This window comes from Klebsiella sp. ZJOU C1, assembly GCF_035620215.1.
Classification (GTDB): Bacteria; Pseudomonadota; Gammaproteobacteria; order Enterobacterales; family Enterobacteriaceae; genus Klebsiella; species Klebsiella variicola.
Window position 1 is genome coordinate 5,341,063 of the sequence record NZ_CP141644.1, and the last position, 20,680, is coordinate 5,361,742.

The window sequence follows — 20,680 nt, forward strand, 5'->3', positions numbered from 1 at the left end:
AGACACCACGCGCCGCCATCCGGGATTTTCCCTGCTCGCGCTACGCTTAGCAGGGCTACAGAAATAACGGCACAACCGGAAATGTCCCTGTTCGCACTATGTTTAGCAGGGCTACAACTTCTATGTTAATTCCCGGCAGATTGCGCTCCCGGTTGATCTTCTGCGTTATGTCTCTTATGCCGCAGGGAGCGCACAGGGGGCGGCCAGTCGCCGCCGCCCCCTGTCCCCCCGGGCTCCGGCCAGCAAAATCGCCGCTACGCGGTCCCTTCGACTTATCCCTGCAGGCTTCGGGTCGGGCCGAGGCAGCGTCCCTGCAAAACACGGCCCTCAGCCCGCATCCATGCGGGCTGCCCCGGCCTTCCGGGAACGTCTCAGCGATTTTGAGGCCGCCAGCACCGGCAGTTTCAGTCGCGCATGTGGTTAAATTAACAACAGGTCGCACGAACCGTAGGCCGGATAAGGCGCAGCCGCCATCCGGCACAACCACAGGTACGGTACCTGACCGCCCGGGGATACCAGGATCGTTACAGCGCCTTCGACAAATAGTGGCGCTGCATGCCTGCGTGCGGGAAGTCGGGCAGCGACATCTGCAGCTGATAGCCTAATTTCTGATAAAACGGCAGCGCCTGGAAGCTAAAGGTATCCACCAGCAGATGGCTGCAGCCTTGCGCCTGCGCCTGCTGTTCCGCCTCCTGCATCAGCTCGCTCCCCAGCCCGCGCCCGCGCGTCGTCTCGCTAACCCACAGATACTCAATGCACAGCCAGTTGCCCTTGCGTTTGGCAATCAGCCCGCCCTGCATTACCCCTTGCGCATCGCGCGAGTAAATCCCCAGATCGCCAAACTGCGCCGCATCGAGATACTGCTGATTATACTGCCGCAGACCGGCAAGCAATTCTTGTTGATCGTCGGGATTAATGCTTTTTGTAATGATTAGTGTCATTAACTATCTCCAGTATCGCGCTGCCGAATGGTTATTTTCCCTCTCCACTTTCACAAAATATTCTTATTTTCTCCATGATTATTTGCCTTAATTTTTTGCGTTCTAAAAGTAAGCAAAAAAACCTTTCCATTATCGCGACGGATCGTATAATGGGGAAAAATGAGAATGATCATTCTCACCACAAAACCAGAGGAGATGCGCTTTTCACCTCCTGAAGACCGAAGAGGTTGGCTTCAGCGGAGACACAATAACAATCACGTTCAGGAACATCTGTGTTCCTTTTTTGTCATTTTCGCTCACCCGAAAATGCCTCAGCGCCCAACCTATTCCCTCGTTTTTAAATAAACGGGGCGGACGTCTTATATCTTGAGAAAATATAATGAAATACATCATAGCTCCCATCGCGACAGCATTATTTCTCCTTAGCGGATGCGATAATGCGCAGAAATCTGCTCCGCAGCAACCCACGCCGGAAGTGGGCGTGGTCACCCTGCAAAGCCAGCCGGTGCCGGTAGTCAGCCAGCTCACCGGCCGCACCACCGCCTCGCTCAGCGCCGAAGTTCGCCCGCAGGTGGGCGGCATCATCCAGAAACGCCTGTTTACCGAAGGCGATATGGTGAAGGCCGGGCAGGCCCTTTACCAGATCGATCCCTCCAGCTATCGCGCGACCTGGAACGAAGCGGCGGCGGCGCTGAAACAGTCCCAGGCGCTGGTGGTCTCCGATTGCCAGAAGGCCCAGCGCTACGCGTCGCTGGTCAGGGATAACGGCGTTTCCCGCCAGGATGCTGACGACGCCGCCTCCACCTGCGCCCAGGACAAGGCCAGCGTGGAATCGAAGAAAGCAGCGCTGGAGAGCGCGCGCATTAACCTGAACTGGACCACCGTCACCGCGCCGATTGCCGGGCGCATCGGCATCTCGTCGGTTACGCCGGGGGCGCTGGTCTCCGCCGATCAGGATACCGCGCTGGCGACGATCCGCGGGCTCGACACCATGTATGTTGATCTGACGCGATCCAGCGTCGATCTCCTGCGTTTACGCAAGCAAAGCCTGGCCAGCAACAGCGACACCCTCAGCGTGACGTTAACCCTGGAAGATGGCAGTACCTATCCCGAAAAAGGGCGTCTGGCGCTCACCGAAGTCGCCGTCGATGAATCTACCGGCTCGGTGACCCTGCGCGCTATCTTCCCCAACCCGCAGCACGTCCTGCTGCCGGGGATGTTCGTCCGCGCGCGCATCGATGAAGGCATCATGAACGACGCGATCCTCGCCCCGCAGCAGGGGATCACCCGCGATGCCAAAGGCGACGCCACGGCGCTGGTGGTCGATGCCGCCAACAAAGTTGAGCAGCGTACCGTGGAAACCGGCGACACCTACGGCGATAAATGGCTGGTGCTGAGCGGCCTGAAAGCGGGCGACAAGCTGATTGTCGAAGGCACCGGTAAAGTGGCCCCCGGACAGACAGTGAAGGCCGTCGCCGTCAACAATAACGGAGGCAACGCCTAATGTTCTCCCGTTTCTTCGTGCGTCGCCCGGTCTTTGCCTGGGTGATCGCCATTCTGATTATGCTCGCCGGGGTGCTGGCGATCCGCACCCTGCCGGTAGGCCAGTACCCGGACGTCGCCCCGCCGGCGGTGAAAATCTCCGCCACCTATACCGGGGCGTCCGCCGAAACCCTGGAGAACAGCGTCACCCAGGTCATCGAGCAGCAGCTCACCGGCCTCGACCATCTGCTCTACTTCAGCTCCACCAGCAGCTCCGACGGCTCGGTCAGCATCACCGTCACCTTTGAGCAGGGAACCGACCCGGACACCGCCCAGGTGCAGGTACAAAACAAAGTGCAGCAGGCGGAATCGCGGCTGCCGAGCGAAGTCCAGCAGTCCGGCGTAACGGTGGAAAAATCGCAGAGCAGCTTCCTGCTGATCCTCGCGGTATATGACAAAACCGACCGCGCCACCAGCTCCGATATCTCCGACTGGCTGGTCAGCAATATGCAGGACCCGCTGGCGCGCGTGGAGGGCGTCGGCAGCCTGCAGGTATTCGGCGCCGAATACGCGATGCGCGTCTGGATGGACCCGACCAAACTCGCCTCCTACTCGCTGATGCCTTCCGACGTTCAGTCGGCGATTGAGGCGCAGAACGTGCAGGTTTCCGCGGGTAAAATCGGCGCGCTACCGTCGTCCAATGCCCAGCAATTGACCGCCACCGTGCGCGCGCAATCCCGGCTGCAAACCCCTGACCAGTTCAAAGCGATCATCGTGAAAAGCCAGGCCGACGGCTCGGTAGTGCGCCTGAGCGATGTCGCGCGGGTGGAGATGGGCAGCGAGGATTACACCGCTACCGCCAATCTGAACGGCCATCCGGCCGCCGGGATCGCGGTGATGATGGCCCCCGGCGCCAACGCGCTGGATACCGCTACCCTGGTGAAAAGCAAAATCGCCGAATTCCAGCGTCAGATGCCGCAGGGCTACGATATCGCCTATCCGAAGGACAGCACCGAGTTCATCAAAATCTCGGTCGAGGATGTGATTCAGACCCTGTTCGAAGCGATCATTCTCGTGGTCTGCGTGATGTATCTGTTCCTGCAGAACTTCCGCGCGACGCTCATTCCGGCGGTGGCGGTGCCGGTGGTGCTGCTTGGCACCTTTGGGGTGCTGGCGCTGTTCGGCTACTCGATTAACACCCTGACGCTGTTCGCCATGGTGCTGGCGATCGGCCTGCTGGTGGATGACGCCATCGTGGTGGTGGAAAACGTCGAGCGCATTATGCGCGACGAAGGGCTCCCCGCCCGCGAAGCCACCGAAAAATCGATGGGCGAAATCTCCGGCGCGCTGGTGGCGATAGCCCTGGTGCTGTCGGCGGTGTTCCTGCCGATGGCCTTCTTCGGCGGATCGACCGGGGTCATCTATCGCCAGTTCTCGGTAACCATTATTTCGGCAATGATGCTGTCGGTGGTGGTGGCGCTAACCCTCACCCCGGCGCTGTGCGGCGCGCTGCTCAGCCACTCCAAACCGCACACCAAAGGGTTCTTTGGCGCCTTTAACCGCCTGTGGGGGCGCACGGAAGCAGGCTACCAGCGCCGCGTACTCGGCGGCCTGCGCCGGGGCGCAGTGATGATGGGCGCTTACGCGTTGATTTGCGGGGCGATGGCGCTGGCGATGTGGAAGCTGCCGGGCAGCTTCCTGCCGGTGGAGGACCAGGGGGAGATCATGGTCCAGTACACCCTGCCCGCCGGGGCCACCGCGGTGCGTACCGCTGAGGTGCGCCGCCAGGTGACCGACTGGTTCCTCACCAAAGAGAAAGCCAATACCGACGTCATTTTCACCGTCGACGGCTTCAGCTTTAGCGGCAGCGGCCAGAACGCCGGGATGGCCTTCGTGTCGCTGAAAAACTGGTCGCAGCGCAAAGGGGACGACAATACCGCCCAGGCCATTGCCCTGCGCGCCACCAAAGAGCTGGGGACGATCCGCGACGCCACCCTGTTCGCCATGACCCCGCCGTCGGTGGACGGCCTCGGACAGAGCAACGGCTTCACCTTCGAGCTGATGGCCAGCGGCGGTACTGACCGCGACAGTCTGATGAAGCTGCGCAGCCAGCTGCTGGCGGCGGCCAACCAGAGCAGCGAGCTGCAGTCGGTGCGCGCTAACGATCTGCCGCAGATGCCGCAGCTGCAGGTGGATATCGATAACAACAAAGCCGTCTCGCTGGGGCTGTCGCTGAGCGACGTGACCGATACGCTCTCCAGCGCCTGGGGCGGTACCTACGTGAATGACTTTATCGATCGCGGCCGGGTGAAAAAGGTCTATATCCAGGGCGAAAGCGACGCGCGCGCGGTGCCGTCGGACCTCGGCAAATGGTTCGTTCGCGGCAGCGATAACAGCATGACGCCGTTCTCCGCCTTCGCCACCACCCACTGGCAATACGGCCCGGAAAGCCTGGTGCGCTACAACGGCTCCGCCGCCTTTGAGATCCAGGGCGAAAACGCCGCCGGCTTCAGCTCCGGCGCGGCGATGGACAAGATGGAAAAGCTGGCCGACAGCCTGCCGGCGGGCTCCACCTGGGCGTGGAGCGGCATTTCGCTGCAGGAAAAGCTCGCCAGCGGCCAGGCGATGAGCCTCTACGCCATCTCGATTCTGGTGGTGTTCCTGTGCCTGGCGGCGCTGTATGAGAGCTGGTCGGTGCCGTTCTCGGTGATCATGGTTATCCCGCTCGGCCTGCTCGGCGCGGCGCTGGCGGCGACGCTGCGCGGTTTAAGCAACGACGTCTACTTCCAGGTGGCGCTGCTGACCACCATCGGCCTGTCGTCGAAAAACGCCATCCTGATCGTGGAGTTCGCTGAATCCGCCGTGGATGAGGGGTATTCGCTCTCCCGGGCGGCGATCCGCGCCGCGCAGACCCGTCTGCGCCCGATTGTCATGACCTCGCTGGCGTTTATCGCCGGGGTACTGCCGCTGGCCATCGCCACCGGCGCCGGAGCCAACAGCCGCGTGGCGATCGGCACCGGCATCATCGGCGGCACCCTGACAGCCACCCTGCTGGCGGTGTTCTTCGTACCGCTGTTCTTCGTGCTGGTGAAACGTCTCTTCACCCGCCAACGTCCTTCTCAGGAGTAAGGTATGTTTCGTTTGAGTTTTATGTTTATCGCGCTCCTGACCGCGGGCTGCGTCTCGCTTGACCCGCATTATGATCGCCCGGCCGCGCCGGTGCCGGCCACCCTGCCCGGGGCGCACGGCGAATCGACGGCGGTGGTCGGCGACTGGCAGAAAGTGGTCAATGACGCGCGGCTGAAAAAAGTGGTCAGTCTCGCGCTGAACAGCAACCGCGATGTGCAAAAAGCGCTGGCCGATATCGAGGCCGCGCGCGCCCAGTACGGCGAGACGCGGGCGTCGCTGTTTCCCACTGTCGATGCCGAGCTGAGCCATACCCGCAGCAAAACGGTAGCCAGCGGCCTGAGCTCCGCTTCGCAGGCCGACGGCGCGGTCTCCAGCTTCGAACTGGACTTGTTCGGCAAGAACCAGAGCCTGTCGCGCGCGGCGCGCGAAACCTGGCTTGCCAGCGAATTCACCGCGCAGAATACCCGGCTGACGATGATTGCCGATTTGACCACCGCCTGGGTGACGCTGGCGACGGATAACAGCAATCTGGCGCTGGCGCAGCAGACCATGGACAGCGCAGCAAACTCGCGCAACATCGTCGCCCGCCAGATGGCGGTGGGTACCGCTTCCGCCGGCGATGTAAGCTCGGCGGAAAGCGTCTATCAGCAGGCGCGCGCCAGCGTCGCCAGCTATCGCACGCTGGTGGCGCAGGATAAAAACGCCATTAACCTGCTGGCGGGGGAAACCGTGCCGGAGAGCCTGTTGCCCGGCACCCTCGAGAGTCTCGGGGATAACAGCATCGCGCTGGTGCCGGCGGGCGTGTCGTCGTCGGTGCTGCTGCGCCGGCCGGACATTCAGGAAGCGGAGCACAATCTGAAGAGCGCCAATGCCGATATCGGCGCGGCGCGGGCGAACTTCTTCCCGTCGATTTCCCTGACCGCCAGCGCCGGGGTCGGCAGCGACTCGCTGTCGTCGCTGTTCAGCCACGGGATGCAGGTGTGGTCGTTCGCCCCCTCCATCAGCCTGCCGCTGTTCACCGGCGGCAGCAACCTGGCGCAGCTGCGCTATGCGGAAGCGGAGAAAAAGGGGCTGATCGCCACCTACGAGAAATCGATTCAGAGCGCCTTTAAGGACGTTGCCGATGCGCTGGCGCGCCGGGAAACGCTGAGCGAAGAGCTCGATGCCCAGCGGCAGTACGTCGCCGCCGAGCAGACATCGCTGGATATCGCCATGAAGAGCTATCAGGCCGGAGTCGGCGATTATCTGTCGGTGCTTACGGCCCAGCGCACGCTGTGGTCGGCGAAGACGACGCTGCTGTCCCTGCAGCAGACCGACCTCAATAACCGGATCACCCTCTGGCAGTCGCTGGGCGGCGGCGCCAGTTAATTTCACCCGCCGGGCGGCCGCGCCCGGCTTCTGTAAGGAATCGTTATGTCACGTGTTTCCCTCTCCTGGGCGCTGATCCTCGGCCTGCTGTCGGGTATCGGCCCGCTGTGCACGGATTTTTATCTGCCGGCGCTGCCGGAGATCACTCAGCAGCTGCAGGCCACCAGCACCCAGACCCAGCTGTCGCTGACCGCCGCGCTGATTGGCCTCGGCCTGGGTCAGCTGTTTTTCGGCCCGCTGAGCGATCGCATTGGCCGCCTGAAACCGCTGGTGCTGTCGCTGCTGCTGTTTATCTTTGCTTCGGCGATGTGCGCCCTGACCCGGGATATCAACATGCTGATTGTCTGGCGCTTTTTACAGGGCTTCGCCGGCGCCGGCGGCTCGGTGCTGTCGCGATCCATCGCCCGCGATAAATACCAGGGCACCCTGCTGACCCAATTTTTCGCCCTGCTGATGACCGTGAACGGCATTGCGCCGGTGCTGTCCCCGGTGCTGGGCGGCTACGTTATCACCGCCTTCGACTGGCGAATTCTCTTCTGGACGATGGCCGCCATCGGCGGCGTGCTGCTGGTGATGAGCCTGACGATCCTGCGGGAAACGCGCCCGGCCACAGCAACGCATGCCGCCCGCCAGCAACGCGGCCAGCCGGTGCTGAAAAATCGCCGCTTTCTGCGCTTCTGCCTGATTCAGGCCTTTATGATGGCCGGGCTGTTCTCTTACATCGGCTCCTCTTCCTTCGTGATGCAAAGCGAATACGGCATGAGCGCCATGCAGTTCAGCCTGCTGTTCGGTCTGAACGGTATCGGGCTGATTATCGCGGCGATGATCTTTTCCCGCCTGGCGCGCCGCTTTAGCGCCGAAAGCTTGCTGCGCGGCGGCCTGACGCTGGCGGTGAGCTGTGCGGCGATCATGCTGCTGTTTGCCTGGCTGCAGCTGCCGGTGCTGGCGCTGGTCGGCCTGTTCTTTACCGTGTCGCTGATGAGCGGCATCAGCACCGTCGCTGGCGCGGAGGCGATGAGCGCCGTCGATGCCGCGCAGTCCGGGACCGCGTCCGCGCTGATGGGCACCCTGATGTTTGTCTTCGGCGGCATCGCCGCGCCGCTGGCAGGCCTCGGCGGTGAAACGATGCTGAAAATGAGCCTCGCGATGGCCATCTGCTACCTGCTGGCGCTGCTGCTGGGCCTCAGCAAACCGCGCAGCGCGCGCTAATCTCCTGCTGCGGTAATAAAATATTCCAGATTTATTACCGCACTATTTCCCGCCATACCTACCATTCTCCTATTATTCTCCGCGTACTAATCGTGATACTCTTCACAGGAAAGGAATAAATAATTCCTTATACTGCGCGCCACTGAGAATAACGAGGTTTCTATGAGTATCGACCTGAGCAAACTGCTGACCGAGCGACGCAACGCCAACAGCGCCAACATTGACACCCTCTCCACCCTCGACATGCTGACGGTGATAAACCAGGAAGACCAGCAGGTAGCCCAAGCGATTACGCCCTATCTGCCGCAGATTGCCGAGGTGGTGGATAAGGTCGCGACGGCGCTGCAGGCCGGTGGCCGCTTGATTTATATCGGCGCGGGTACCTCAGGGCGTCTGGGGATCCTCGATGCCAGCGAATGCCCGCCAACCTTCGGCACCCGCCCGGAGCAGGTGGTGGGGATCATCGCCGGCGGACATAAAGCGATTCTCAGCGCCGTGGAAAACGTGGAAGACAACAAAGCGCAGGGGGCGATGGATCTGCAGAACCTGAACTTCAGCCACCGCGATGTGCTGGTGGGACTGGCGGCCAGCGGACGCACGCCGTACGTCATTGGCGCCATGGAATACGCCCATAGTCAGAATGCCTTTGTCGCCATCGTCAGCTGTAACCCGCATGGCGAAATGGCCCAGCTGGCGGACGTGGCGATCACCCCGGTGGTCGGCCCGGAAGTGGTCACTGGCTCTACCCGCCTGAAAGCCGGCACCGCGCAGAAGCTGGTGCTGAACATGATCTCCACCGGGGCGATGATCCGCGTCGGCAAGGTGTACAGCAACCTGATGGTCGACGTCGAAGCGACCAACGCCAAGCTGATTGAGCGCCAGGTCTCTATCGTGATGGAGGCTACCGACTGCGATCGCGCCACCGCCCAGAAGGCGCTGGAGGCCTGCGGCCGCCACTGTAAAACGGCGATCGTGATGGTGCTGGCGGACTTAAGCGCCGCAGAGGCGCAGTCGCTGCTGGCGAAAAACAACGGCTATATCCGCAAGGCGCTCAGCAACACCTGAGCGCCGACAGACAGGTAACGGGCAATGGCAAAAATAACGAAAGAGATGATAGCGCGGATCCTCGCCCACGTGGGCGGCGCCGCAAACGTCGCGCAGGCGGGCAACTGCATGACGCGCCTGCGCTTGACCCTGCGCGATGAAAGTCTGGCCGACAGCGCCGCCATCCGCCAGATTGACGGCGTGATGGGGGTGATCGTCAGCGACGAGCAGTTCCAGGTGGTGCTCGGCCCCGGCAAGGCGCAAACCGCCGCCGAAATGATGAACGGCCTGCTGGAGGCGGCGCCCGCCGCCGCGCCGACGCTGGCCGACGTCGCGGCGGAGAAAAAGCAGGCGCTGAAGGGCAGGCAGACCAGCGCGGTGCAGAAGTTTCTCGCCAAATTCGCCACCATCTTTACGCCGCTGATCCCCGGCTTTATCGCCGTCGGGCTGCTGCTGGGCTTCGCCACCCTGGCGGAACAGGTTTTCGTACTGGAGAACGCCCATCCGAACGCCAGCCTGGTGGCGCTGATTGGCTATATGAAGGTCTTCAGCAAAGGGATGTTCACCTTTCTGAGTATCCTGATTGGCTATAACGCGCAGAAGGCGTTCGGCGGCTCCGGCGTGAACGGCGCGATTATCGCCTCGCTGTTCGTGCTGGGCTACAACCCGGAGGCAACTAGCGGCTTCTACGCCGGCATTTCCACCTTCTTCGGCCATGGCATCGATCCGCGCGGCAATATCATCGGCGTACTGATCGCCGCTATCCTTGGCGCGTGGGTTGAACGCCAGGTGCGGCGGGTGATGCCGGCCAACCTCGATATGATCCTCACTTCGGCGGTGACGCTGCTGATCATGGGCGCGGTGACCTTTACGGTGATCATGCCGATTGGCGGCTGGTTGTTTACCGGCATGTCGTGGCTGTTCCTGCATCTTAACGGCAACCCGTTTGGCTCGGCGGTGCTGGCCGGCCTGTTCCTGCTGGCGGTGATGTTCGGCGTCCATCAGGGGTTTGTCCCGGTCTATTTTGCGCTGGTGGACGCCCAGGGCTTTAACTCGCTGTTCCCGATCCTGGCGATGGCCGGGGCCGGGCAGGTGGGGGCGGCGCTGGCGCTGTTCTGGCGGGCGAAGCGCGATTCGCTGCTGCGAACCCAGATTAAAGGGGCGATTATTCCGGGCTTCCTCGGGATTGGCGAGCCGCTGATCTACGGCGTCACCCTGCCGCGGATGAAGCCGTTTGTCACCGCCTGCCTCGGCGGCGCCTGCGGCGGGTTCTTCGTCGGACTGATCGCCTGGCTGGGGCTGCCGGTCGGCCTGAACACGGTGTTCGGCCCGTCCGGTCTGGTGGCGCTGCCGCTGATGACCTCCGGCAGCGGAATTTACGCCGGGATGGCGGTCTACGCCGGCGGGCTGGCCGTCTCCTACCTGTGTGGCTTTGTCCTCACCTGGCTGTTCGGCAGTAAAAATGTCGATTTAAGCTAGAACGCGACTATCGGTTAATGCCCGGCGGCGGCTTCGCCTTACCGGGCCTGCAACATCGTTACGCCGCCGCGCCCGACTACCATTTCCTGCCCCGCCGCCCGGGCTGGCGCATGCTATGATTCCCCTTTGTCATATTTCGCTTGAGGAAAAGATGGGCTCCAGCAAAAAAGGGATGCTGAACGTACTGATTGCCGCCGTGCTGTGGGGCAGTTCCGGGGTGTGTGCGCAATTTATTATGCAGGAAAGCCAGATGTCGTCGCCGTTTCTGACCATGACGCGTCTGCTGTTCGCCGGGCTGATCCTGCTGATGCTCGGCTTTGTTCACGGCGACCGCATTTTCCGCGTGCTGCAAAACCGCCACGACGCCCTAAGCCTGCTGTTTTTCTCGCTGTTTGGCGCGCTAACCGTGCAGTTCACCTTTCTGATGACCATTGAAAAATCCAATGCCGCCACGGCCACGGTGCTTCAGTTTCTGTCGCCTACGATCATCGTCGCCTGGTTCGCCCTCGCCCGCAAAGCGCGTCCCACTCCGCTGGTGCTGGGAGCTATCTGCACCTCGCTGGCGGGCACCTTTCTGCTGGTGACCCACGGCAACCCAACGACGCTGTCGATTTCGCCGGCGGCGCTGTTCTGGGGGATCGCCTCGGCGTTTGCCGCCGCGTTTTATACCACCTATCCCTCGACGTTGATTGCCCGCTACGGGACGCTGCCGATCGTCGGCTGGAGCATGCTGTTCGGCGGCGCGATGCTGCTGCCGTTTTACGGCGGCCAGGGCACCGATTTTGTGGTGAACGGTAGCCTGCTGTTAGCCTTTTTCTACCTGGTGGTGATCGGTACTTCGCTGACCTTCAGCCTTTATCTTAACGGCGCGCAGAAAATTGGCGGCGCGAAGGCCGGGATCCTCAGCTGCGCCGAACCGCTGAGCAGCGCCCTGCTGTCGCTCCTGCTGCTGGGGATCACCTTCACGCTGCCGGACTGGCTGGGCACTCTGCTGATCCTCGCGTCGGTGGTGCTGATCGCCATCGACTCGCGGCGGCGGGTGAGAGCCGCCTGAGCAGGCGATAAAAATTGCATTTTCAATAAGTTAAACTGACCACTATTTGCGTGTTTTCGCGCCTGCGCATATAGTTGACGGAAGCGATTACGGAAGGAGAAGCCTGATGAAAGCATGTTGGATGGTATGCCTGGTCACCGCCCTGAGCGCCACGTCGGCGTGGGCCGAATCACCGCTGCAAAGCCTGCAGTTCGAGCAGCAAAAACAGCAGGTGCTCAAAGCGGTGAAGGAAAAATGCGCGCCAGCAAGCCACCTCAGCGATAACGATTTTGCCAATAAAGTGCTGGCGACCGACGGTAACAAGAACGCGGTCCGCGAAGCAACGCTGGCGAAAGAGCGCAATAACCAAAAAAGCTACCAGGCCGCAATCGACAAAATCGTCTGTCCGGCCAAATAGCGGTTATTTCAGCCTGGCGACCAGCGTTTTCCAGTCAAACGGCGTCAGCTGCCTGTAGCTCAGGCTACGGGCGGCCATCTGCTCCGGCAGCTGGCGCTGGCTTTTCGCGATCGCCTCGCTCATTATCCCGGCGCTCCCCACGTCACGCAGGGTTTTCACCACCTCTTCCATCTCTTCGCTGCGCCGAATGCCATGTTCCGCCACCCGGCTGATCAGATAGTCGGGGAACGCTCCTGTCCAGCCCAGAGAGGGGAAACTATGATGCAAGGAACTAAGCACCTCCTCCTCGACGCCATATTCACGGGCCGCGAACAGGCATTCTGTGGTGAGCGCTTCAAGACCTTTGATTATCACGCTACGGCACATTTTTATCGCCGACACCTGGCCCACCGTACTGGCGCCATAGCGGGCATTCAGCCCCAGCCCCTGCAGACGCGGCGCGATCGCCTCCGCCTGCGGCCCGCCGATCAATAACGGTGTCTGCAATCGGGCCGGCGGTACCGGCGCCATCACCGCGACATCGATGTAGGCGCCGGGCAGAAAATGTTCAGCCGCCTGCCGTTTCGTCTCCGGCGCCACGGAGTTGAGATCGAGGAAGTATTGCCCCGGCTGCAGCAGCGCGGCGGCCTGCTGCGCCACCTTTAGCGCCTCACCCGCGGTCACAGTAGAAAAAACCAGCGTGGCGCTCTCCAGCGCCTGCGCCAGCGAATTCCCCACCTGAACGCGCGAATCACGGGCTTTTTTGCCCATCGCCTCTCGCGCCGGGCCATTGAGCTTGCAATCCCAAATGGTCACCGCATGCTCACGGGCCAGATCCGCCGCCAGAATGCCACCCGCCTCGCCAAAACCAATAAACGCGATCGTCATCATTACTCCTCACGCGGCCAGACGCGGGCCGGAATAAAAACCTCGCCAGCAAACAGCAATCGCGCCGTGCGTAACAGGCCGCAGCCAGCCAGGGCGCCGTCAGCATCAAGCTGAAGCGTTACGCTAAATTCGCCTGTCGGATGCTCAACGCTGAGCAGCGGCGTATCGCCTGGCGCTACCTGCGCCAGGCCCTGCGCGACAGAGCCGGGGAGCAGACAAGCGCTGGCCACGCTCACCGCGCCAAACACGCCGATTGACGCGTGGCAGCGGTGCGGGATAAAGGTGCGGCTGCTGATGGCGCCGCCGTGTCGCGGTTCGGCGATCAGGGTCATCTTGGGCACCGTGCGCTGGCTGACGTCGCCAAGCTGCATCAGCGGCCCGGCCTGCAGGCGAATCGACTCCAGGCGACGTTTAAGCGCATCGTCATTATCCAGCTGTTCGCGCGTCTCATAGCCGGTGCAACCGAGGTCGCAAGCGCGCAGCAGGATCACCGGCATACCGTTATCGATGCAGGTCACCTCAACGCTGTCAAAACGGTCACGAACCCGGCCGGTCGGCAGCAGCGCCCCGCAGCTGGAGCCCGCCACATCAAGAAAATGGAGCAGGATCGGGCTGGCGCTGCCCGGCACGCCATCGATACGACTCTCGCCGGCGTAGTCGACCCCGTCGGCATCGCAGGGGATCTCTGCCACCGCCAGTTGCCCCGTGTTCTCCATATAAATACGCACCCGAGTGAGCGGCGCATCGTGGCGAACCAGACCACGCTCGATGGCGAAAGGGCCAACGGCGGCAAGAATATTGCCGCAGTTTTGGCCGTAATCCACGGTGGCCGCCGCCACGTTCACCTGGGCAAACAGATAGTCCACATCGGCGTCAGACCGTGCGGAGCGGCGGATAATCGCCACTTTACTGGTCAGCGGATCGGCGCCGCCGATCCCGTCAATTTGCCGGGGATCAGGCGAGCCCATCACCGCCAGCAGCACCGCATCACGTTGCACCGGATCGGCAGGCAGATCGTCGGCCAGAAAACAGGCTGCCTTCGAGGTGCCGCCGCGCATCCATAGACAGGGGATTCCGCGTTGCGCCATTTATTCCTCCACCTCGTCTGCGCGGTCATAATACCGCAGGCCCTTTTCCGCCAGACGCGGGCGCATCGCGTAAATATCCAGCCCCAGCTCGCCATGGCGCATCCGCTCACGCTTCGCAAGCTCATTGCTCATGCGGGCTTCCGCTTTATCGAGCACATCACGGACCTGCGCGTGAGGCAGCACCACGACGCCATCGTCGTCGGCCACCACGACATCGCCCGGCTGCACAAGCTGGCCTGCGCAAATCACCGGGACGTTAACCGAACCGAGGCTCTCTTTCACCGTTCCCTGGGCATAAACCTGACGGGACCAGACGGCGAATCCCATCTCCCGCAAAGTCTGCGAATCACGAATGCCGATATCGCCCACCAGACCGACCACGCCGCGCGATTGGAGAGACGTCGCCAGCAGATCGCCGAAGAAGCCATCGCCGCACGGCGACGTCGGGGCCACCACCAGAATATCGCCGGCGCGGCACTGCTCGACCGCCACATGAAACATCCAGTTGTCGCCTGGCGTCACCAGCACGGTTACCGCGTTGCCCGCCCGGCTGACGCCCTGCTGAATCGGACGGATTGCCGGCCCCATCAGCCCCTGACGATCCCAGGCTTCATGGAGCGTCGCCACCCCGGCCGCCTCACAGCGGCGCAAAACCGCCTCGTCATGGCGCGGCAGGTGGCGGATCACAAGGCCTTTTTTATTTAACAGGTTCATGCCAGGTTCTCCGTTACGCGGGGGAAGATGCTCTGGAAGGCTTCGCCGTGAACGATATCGCGCGCGGCCGTGATGCCGATATTGCGTTTGGCCTGCACTCCGCGCTGCAGCGCCACGCGGGTGTAGTATTCCCACAGATGCTCCTGACCCTGCATGCACTGAATGGCCTGATACTTTTTCTCCCAGACGGCGGTGATGTCCAGTAACACATCGGGTTTCCAGTTGCACTGCTCCGGCTGGTGCGGTTCGAAACAGTAAACCGGGGGAGCAGCGACAATTTTCTCGCCGGGGCGATAGCCCTCTGCCTGGGCGATAATCCGTGCTTCCTGCGCCAGATGGGAGGCCAGCGGATGATCGTAGTTATAGGGATCGTGCAGGGAGTGCGTCAGGACAAAGTGGGGCTGGATACGGCGATACACATCCGCCAGACGAAATAACGTCTCTTTATCGGCGCGCAGCGGATAGTCGCCGATATCAAAGAATTCGACGCTGGCGCCCAGGATCTCAGCGGCGGCCTGCGCCTCTTCGCGACGCACCTGCTTCACCGCCTCCTCGGTCATGTTGCCTTTGCGCCACAGTTTGGCGGACTCGCCGCGCTCGCCAAAGGATAAACAGACCACATGGACCTGATAGCCCTGCAGGGCATGCAGCGCTATCGCACCGCCCGCGCGCCAGACGAAATCGGCCGAGTGGGCGCTGACGACAAGGGCACTTTTTTCGCTAACCGGATGAGACATGATGGCTTCCTCTGTTGTTTTTTTCAGCTTGTCATGTCCCGTCGCAGGGAGGTAATTCGTTAACTTGCGAAGGCTATGATTTTTATTTATGTTGTCGACTCACTCACTGTTTCAGGCCTGACGAACCATGCTGAAGAAAAAGCACGATAAAATCATAAATATCATGCAGCTGCGCTTTTTCTGTCAGGTCGCGCTGCGCGGCAGCGTCTCGCGTGCGGCCGATGACTTATTCCGCACGCAGTCAGCGATAACCCGGGCGATCCGCGACCTTGAAGCCGCGTTGAACGTCACGCTGTTCGAACGCCATTACAGCGGCATGGTGCCCACCGAGTATGGCAAGTGCATCCTGCCGCGCGCCCGGCGGGCGATTGACGACCTGCAGGCCATCCCGGCGCTGTTGCAGAAACACCATACCCGCAGCAGCGGCCCGCTGGCGGACGCCGGCTGGCTGTTCAATACCCGCCGGTTAGCCATATTTATTCAGCTCTATCACGTCAACCATACCCAAACCGTCGCGCAACAGTTGGGGATCACCCAGCCGGCGGTCAGCGCCGCGCTGAAGGTCCTGGAGAAAGGGGCGGATTCGGCGCTATTTCGCCGGACGCCAGAAGGGGTGCGCCCCACGCCCGCCGCGGAGCTACTCTATCCCCCGGTAAGCAGAGCGCTCAACGAGCTGGAAAACATCTGGAGCGATCTCGCCGCCCGTCGCGGGGTGCTGGAGGGCACCGTGCGCATTGGCGCCCTGCCGCTGAGCCGGACCCGGCTACTGCCCTCCGCCATCGCCGCCTTTCTGGCCCAGCACCCGGGCATTACCCTCATGACCAATGAAAGCCCGTATGAGTCGCTGGTCGCCGATATGCGGGCAGGTAATATCGATTTTATTATCGGCGCCCTGCGTCAGGATGAAGATCTTCCGGACCTCTGTAGCGAGGCGTTATTTGAAGAGGATATGTTGATTTTACTGCGTAATAACCACCCGCTGCTGCGCCATCCGGATCCGCGCAGCCAGCTGGCGACCGCGCAATGGGTGCTGCCGCGCGCCAACGCGCCGGCGCGCCATTTGCTGGATAAGGCGTTTATCACCCTGGGGCTGCCGCTGCCCCAACCGACGGTGGAGACCGGGGATGCGGCGATGGTGAGAGGATTGCTGCAGGACTCCGACATGCTGGCGGCAGTCTCCGCCAGCCAGATGCGTTTTGAAACTGACAATGGGCTGCTCAGCGTGTTGCCGGTCCCCCTGCCCGATACCACCCGGCGTATCGGGCTGACGTTTCGCGCCGGCAGCCTGCCCTCCCCGGCGACGCAGGCGCTGTTGCGTTTTATCTATCAGCAGGTTCAGGACGGGACCGTTTAACGTTTACCCGCCACCGAATAGGTTACCTGTTGGTTGCGCGTTTGCTGAAACGCCTCCAGCGTCTGCCCGCGCATCGCGGCGTAAATATGCAGGTTGGATACACCGACCACCGCGCCCATTTTCTCCAGCAGGAAGAAACTGGCGCCATACTGAATCAATCCCCGCCAGTCACGTGCGTTGAGCAACTGCTGTTCCTCCTCACTCAGTCCGGCTTCGGCATAAAGCGACTGAGGCGACTGCAGAAAACGTTCGCGCCAGGCAGGCTCAATCAGCCGATGCAGGAAACGGTTAAGCCGCAAGCCATTCAGGCTGCGCTCGTGGGTAAAAGGATAGGTTCCCGGCAGTTTCTCCACCCCGGCCAGCTGCTGCGCCATATGCTGGCGATGGCGCGTCAGGGTATCGACGGGGGGCAGGCGCGCATTGTTCTCAAGGATCAGCGTGGCGATACCGGTCATCGACGGCAGGTAATAGTCGCGCCAGGTTTCGGTGACATTGGCTGATAGCGCGCCGCGCATCACCAGCCACATGATTACTTCGGACCCCTCCATCCCCCCCAGCTCGGCATATTCGCCAAGGGTCATTTCGGTGAGCTTTTCCGGGTCATTAACCAGCATGTCAACAAACTGGGCATCCCAGTCGGGATTATTAAATCCGCAACGCTCGCCATGAACCTGATGCGAGAGGCCGCCGGTCGCGACAATCGCCACATTGATATCTTCCGGGAAGCTTTCAATTGCCCGGCGCAGCGCCTGGCCGAGTTTGTAACAACGGCGCGCGCTCGGTACCGGAAATTGCAGCACGCCGATCTGTAACGGGATCACCGCCGTCGGCCACCCCTGCGCTTCATCCCAGGGCAGCAGCGCCGAAAGCGGCGAGAAAAGGCCGTGGTCGAGCTTTTTATCCATAAAGAACGACATATCAAACTCATCGGCCATCAGGCTGGCGCCAATGTGCCTTGAGAGCGCCGCATTGCCCTGGACCGGCGGCAGACAGCGTGGTCCGCCGCCTTCATCGGCAACGTCATATTGACTGTCGATTCCCAGCGTAAAAGTCGAATAGTGATCGAAGAAAAAGGCGGTCACATGATCATTAAAGATGTACACCAGCGCATCCGGTTTTTTCTCCTCCAGCCAGCGCTGCAGCGGTTCGAAGCTCTGGAAGATCGGCGACCACGCCGGGTCCTGCTGTTTATGATGATCGACCGCGAAGCCGATAGTCGGGGTATGAGAGACGGCGATACCGCCGAGAATGTTAGCCATCAGATAACTCCACTTATCGGTGTTCCAGGGGGGATGACAAAGCGTCCAGTTCTGCCTCTGTGAGTCGAGGCTTAGCGTGATTCATACGGTGCAACAAAATACAGATCCCCGCCAGGCAGGCCGGCAGCGCAAGCACCAAAAAGATCGACGAGTGTCCCGGTACGGCCAGCATCAGCATCCCGCCCAGCGTGGAGCTGAGAATAGCCCCGGTACGGCCGATACCATGCATCCAGCTGACGCCGGTAGCACGGATCTCGGTTTGATAATAGGCTGGCGAATAGGCCTGCAGACCGTTCTGCGCGCCGTTAATGCACATCCCGCTGATAAAAATCAGCACCGACAGCGCCGCCGATCCGAAATCCATCAACCCCTGGGACAACAGGCACAGGCAGCCGAGGAAATAGGTTGCCGCAATCACGGCTTTCGCCGAAGCGCGATCCATCAGCATACCGACAAGGATCCCGCCCAGCGGGCCGCCGAGCTGGAACAAGCCGGTCATCATCGCCGCCTGCTGCAGCGACAGCCCGCCGGAGCGGAGAATGGTTGGCAGCCAGCCGTTCAGCAGATATATCACGAACAGCCCCATAAAATAGGTCAGCCACAGCGCTATCGTGCCGCGGGCATAGCCATGCCGAAACAGCTGCGCCACTTTGCTGCTCCGCGTGATGGGCGGCGCATTCAACTGAAAAACGGTTTCCGCCGTAAACTGGCCCCCAAGCCGGTTAAGCGCCCTGGCGATCTGCTCGCCCGGTAGCCGGCGCGCCACCATGTTCATCGCCGACTCCGGCAACATCACGATCATAAAGGGGAGCACCACGAGCGGCAGCACGCCGCCAAAAATCAGCGCCGAGTGCCAGCTGTAATGCGATAACAAACCGGCGGCGATAAAGCCGCCGAGGCCGGAACCCACGTTAAAACCGCTGTACATCAGGGTGATCATCACCCCTTTACGCCGCTCCGGCATATATTCCGCCACCAGCGTGACGCAGTTGGGCATCACCGAGCCAAGGCCAAGGCCAGTAAGAAAACGCATCAGCGCCAGTTGCGATGGGCTTTGCGCCACGGCGCCGGCCAGGCTGAACAGCGCAAACAGCGCCACCGACCAGAGTAAAATGCGTTTTCGGCCGTAGCGGTCAGAAAGCGGGCCCGCCACCAGGGCGCCAATGGCGACGCCGAACATGGCCGCCCCAAGAATCGGCCCCATTTCAGCCCGGCTGATGCCCCAGTCCTCAATGAGCGCCGGGGCGACAAAGCCCATCACCGCGGCGTCATACCCATCCAGCATAATGATGATGAAACAGAGCAGCAGCACGTTCCATTGAAAACGCGAGACCGGACGGGCATCTATCCACGCTTTCACATCGACAACGTTCATGTGATTCATAGGGTCACTTCCTTAAGCAGGCGGTACGAATGTTCTGGTTAGTGTTTTTTGAGTGGAACTTTCGTACTCAACTTAAGGCAGGTCACGCAGGCTGTCCGGTTCGAAAACCCGGCGTCAGATATGAGTTTTATTTATAATGTGAGGGATACGACAAAAACCAGCCAGCAAAAAACCCGCAGCCAACGGCGGCGGGTCAGGGCAAGAGCGGTGTTCAGTGCTTCGGAATAATTAAATCGCCGCGCAGCGGGCTGCCGCCCGGGTTGTCCGTTTTCTCGGTCAGCCAGTTGACGATCCGCGACGCCATCGCGTCCATGGAATATTCAATGGCCGGAATGGTGGGGATACCGGGCAGCTGTAACGATCCGGCGAGGCTAAACACCATCACATTTTGCGGAACGGCGCGGTTAAACGCCTGCAGCTGCGGCACCACGCGCTGCGCCTGCTGTTCATCGCTCACCAACAGCGCGTTAAAGTTCAGCGTCGTGGCATTATTGACCAGCTCCTGCACCGCCACCGACGGCGAGGTGTTATCCAGAAACACCAGGTTGCGATTAAACGGCAAAAAGTTTTTTTCCAGCGCGTGCTTGTAGCCCAGCAGCACCTGATCGGCAAAGCCGCTGCTCTGCGGATGAATCAGCGCAATCTGCCGTCTGCCCTGGCTAATCAGATAGTGGCAGGCGGTTTCGGCAGCGAAGGCATGATCGAACTGAATGCTGTTGTCGCCCTCGCTGTCGAGGCAGTCCACCAGCACCACGTCCGGGCGGTTAATATTCAGGGGAAAACGCGCGCCGATGATCAGCACGTTATCGCACAACCCGCAGGTCAACTCCTCCAGCGAGCTCATCACGCCGTTGCTGGTGTTGGCGAAGCGCAGCAGCAGGTGCTTCTGGTGCTGGCTGAGCTGTTTTTCCAGGGCGTAGAGATAGCTGGTGGTTTGGTTGATGTTGTCCTGGGCGCAGATGACGCCGATACAGCCGGTGGACTGGCTGAGCAACGACTGGGCTATCATGTTTGGCCGGTAATTGAGCGCTTCCGCCGCCTGCAGCACCGCCTGACGACTGGCTTCCTTCACGCCACGTGAGCCGCTCAACACTCGCGACACCGTGGCTTTGGAAACCCCGGCAAGTCGTGAAACATCATTGATTGTCGACATCATTTTCCCCTGCGCGGGCGC

19 protein-coding genes are annotated in these 20,680 nt (G+C 61.3%); 10 read left to right on the forward strand and 9 right to left on the reverse strand.

Translation table 11 applies throughout. The features are described 5' to 3' along the window. Positions 1–524 precede the first annotated feature (524 nt). Positions 525–941, reverse strand: coding sequence for a GNAT family N-acetyltransferase (locus tag SPE70_RS25635; protein ID WP_136047272.1), 417 nt, complete (start codon positions 939–941; stop codon positions 525–527). Here SPE70_RS25635 and SPE70_RS25640 point away from each other — a divergent pair. Continuing rightward, positions 916–1,032 carry a hypothetical protein gene (locus tag SPE70_RS25640; protein WP_014343452.1) on the forward strand — a complete coding sequence of 39 codons (117 nt, stop codon included), beginning with the start codon at positions 916–918 and terminating at the stop codon, positions 1,030–1,032. The two genes, SPE70_RS25635 and SPE70_RS25640, sit on opposite strands and share 26 nt — an antisense overlap. On the opposite strand, the gene SPE70_RS25645 is transcribed toward SPE70_RS25640, so the two are convergent. Continuing rightward, complete coding sequence (locus SPE70_RS25645) at positions 992–1,114, reverse strand: hypothetical protein (RefSeq protein ID WP_004150240.1); 123 nt, start codon at positions 1,112–1,114, stop codon at positions 992–994. The two genes, SPE70_RS25640 and SPE70_RS25645, sit on opposite strands and share 41 nt — an antisense overlap. A gap of 206 nt (positions 1,115–1,320) precedes the next feature. Between SPE70_RS25645 and eefA the strand changes: the two genes are divergently transcribed. The 8 genes from eefA (at position 1,321) to SPE70_RS25685 (ending at position 12,103) form a co-directional block, all read left to right on the forward strand. Next, complete coding sequence (eefA, locus tag SPE70_RS25650) at positions 1,321–2,445, forward strand: multidrug efflux RND transporter periplasmic adaptor subunit EefA (RefSeq protein WP_136047270.1); 1,125 nt, start codon at positions 1,321–1,323, stop codon at positions 2,443–2,445. Next, positions 2,445–5,552 carry a multidrug efflux RND transporter permease subunit EefB gene (gene eefB / locus SPE70_RS25655; RefSeq protein WP_023323401.1) on the forward strand — a complete coding sequence of 1,036 codons (3,108 nt, stop codon included), beginning with the start codon at positions 2,445–2,447 and terminating at the stop codon, positions 5,550–5,552. Before eefA ends, eefB begins: the two co-directional genes overlap by 1 nt. A gap of 3 nt (positions 5,553–5,555) precedes the next feature. Beyond that, on the forward strand, positions 5,556–6,920 hold the full coding sequence (eefC, locus tag SPE70_RS25660; protein ID WP_012967026.1) for a multidrug efflux RND transporter outer membrane subunit EefC: 1,365 nt from the start codon (positions 5,556–5,558) through the stop codon (positions 6,918–6,920). A 45-nt stretch (positions 6,921–6,965) separates the two neighbouring features. Next, positions 6,966–8,129 (forward strand): multidrug effflux MFS transporter, encoded by a 1,164-nt coding sequence (locus SPE70_RS25665; RefSeq protein ID WP_086512130.1) that lies wholly within the window; start codon positions 6,966–6,968, stop codon positions 8,127–8,129. A 162-nt stretch (positions 8,130–8,291) separates the two neighbouring features. Next, complete coding sequence (murQ, locus tag SPE70_RS25670) at positions 8,292–9,194, forward strand: N-acetylmuramic acid 6-phosphate etherase (protein WP_136047268.1); 903 nt, start codon at positions 8,292–8,294, stop codon at positions 9,192–9,194. Between the two features lie 24 nt (positions 9,195–9,218). Continuing rightward, a complete protein-coding gene (gene murP / locus SPE70_RS25675) occupies positions 9,219–10,652 on the forward strand; it encodes a PTS N-acetylmuramic acid transporter subunit IIBC (RefSeq protein ID WP_004150245.1) in 1,434 nt (477 codons plus the stop codon). A 151-nt stretch (positions 10,653–10,803) separates the two neighbouring features. Further along, positions 10,804–11,706, forward strand: coding sequence for a DMT family transporter (locus SPE70_RS25680; protein ID WP_032731513.1), 903 nt, complete (start codon positions 10,804–10,806; stop codon positions 11,704–11,706). 106 nt (positions 11,707–11,812) lie between these two features. Next, entirely contained in the window at positions 11,813–12,103 is a 291-nt protein-coding gene (locus SPE70_RS25685; protein ID WP_002923120.1) for a YicS family protein, read from the forward strand. Between the two features lie 3 nt (positions 12,104–12,106). On the opposite strand, the gene SPE70_RS25690 is transcribed toward SPE70_RS25685, so the two are convergent. From SPE70_RS25690 to galB, 4 genes are read right to left on the reverse strand one after another with little or no spacing between them, the layout of a single operon-like run. Beyond that, positions 12,107–12,970, reverse strand: a complete 864-nt coding sequence (locus SPE70_RS25690; RefSeq protein ID WP_032736565.1) for an NAD(P)-dependent oxidoreductase — start codon at positions 12,968–12,970, stop codon at positions 12,107–12,109. 2 nt (positions 12,971–12,972) lie between these two features. Beyond that, positions 12,973–14,058, reverse strand: coding sequence for a 4-oxalomesaconate tautomerase (locus SPE70_RS25695; RefSeq protein ID WP_047667191.1), 1,086 nt, complete (start codon positions 14,056–14,058; stop codon positions 12,973–12,975). Next, entirely contained in the window at positions 14,059–14,772 is a 714-nt protein-coding gene (locus SPE70_RS25700) for a 4-carboxy-4-hydroxy-2-oxoadipate aldolase/oxaloacetate decarboxylase (RefSeq protein ID WP_008806775.1), read from the reverse strand. Further along, positions 14,769–15,509, reverse strand: coding sequence for a 4-oxalmesaconate hydratase (gene galB / locus SPE70_RS25705; protein WP_008806774.1), 741 nt, complete (start codon positions 15,507–15,509; stop codon positions 14,769–14,771). The genes SPE70_RS25700 and galB overlap by 4 nt, the downstream gene beginning before the upstream one ends. Positions 15,510–15,636: 127 nt before the next feature. Here galB and SPE70_RS25710 point away from each other — a divergent pair, with 127 nt between their 5' ends. Beyond that, entirely contained in the window at positions 15,637–16,863 is a 1,227-nt protein-coding gene (locus SPE70_RS25710) for a LysR family transcriptional regulator (RefSeq protein WP_060876271.1), read from the forward strand. Here SPE70_RS25710 and SPE70_RS25715 read toward each other — a convergent pair. From SPE70_RS25715 to SPE70_RS25725, 3 genes are all read right to left on the reverse strand, one after another. Next, positions 16,860–18,122, reverse strand: a complete 1,263-nt coding sequence (locus tag SPE70_RS25715) for a gallate dioxygenase (protein ID WP_008806772.1) — start codon at positions 18,120–18,122, stop codon at positions 16,860–16,862. The genes SPE70_RS25710 and SPE70_RS25715 overlap by 4 nt on opposite strands. Before the next feature lie 13 nt (positions 18,123–18,135). Further along, complete coding sequence (locus SPE70_RS25720) at positions 18,136–19,506, reverse strand: MFS transporter (RefSeq protein ID WP_086512132.1); 1,371 nt, start codon at positions 19,504–19,506, stop codon at positions 18,136–18,138. A 211-nt stretch (positions 19,507–19,717) separates the two neighbouring features. Continuing rightward, on the reverse strand, positions 19,718–20,659 hold the full coding sequence (locus SPE70_RS25725) for a LacI family DNA-binding transcriptional regulator (protein ID WP_032691298.1): 942 nt from the start codon (positions 20,657–20,659) through the stop codon (positions 19,718–19,720). Between the last annotated feature and the right edge of the window lie 21 nt (positions 20,660–20,680).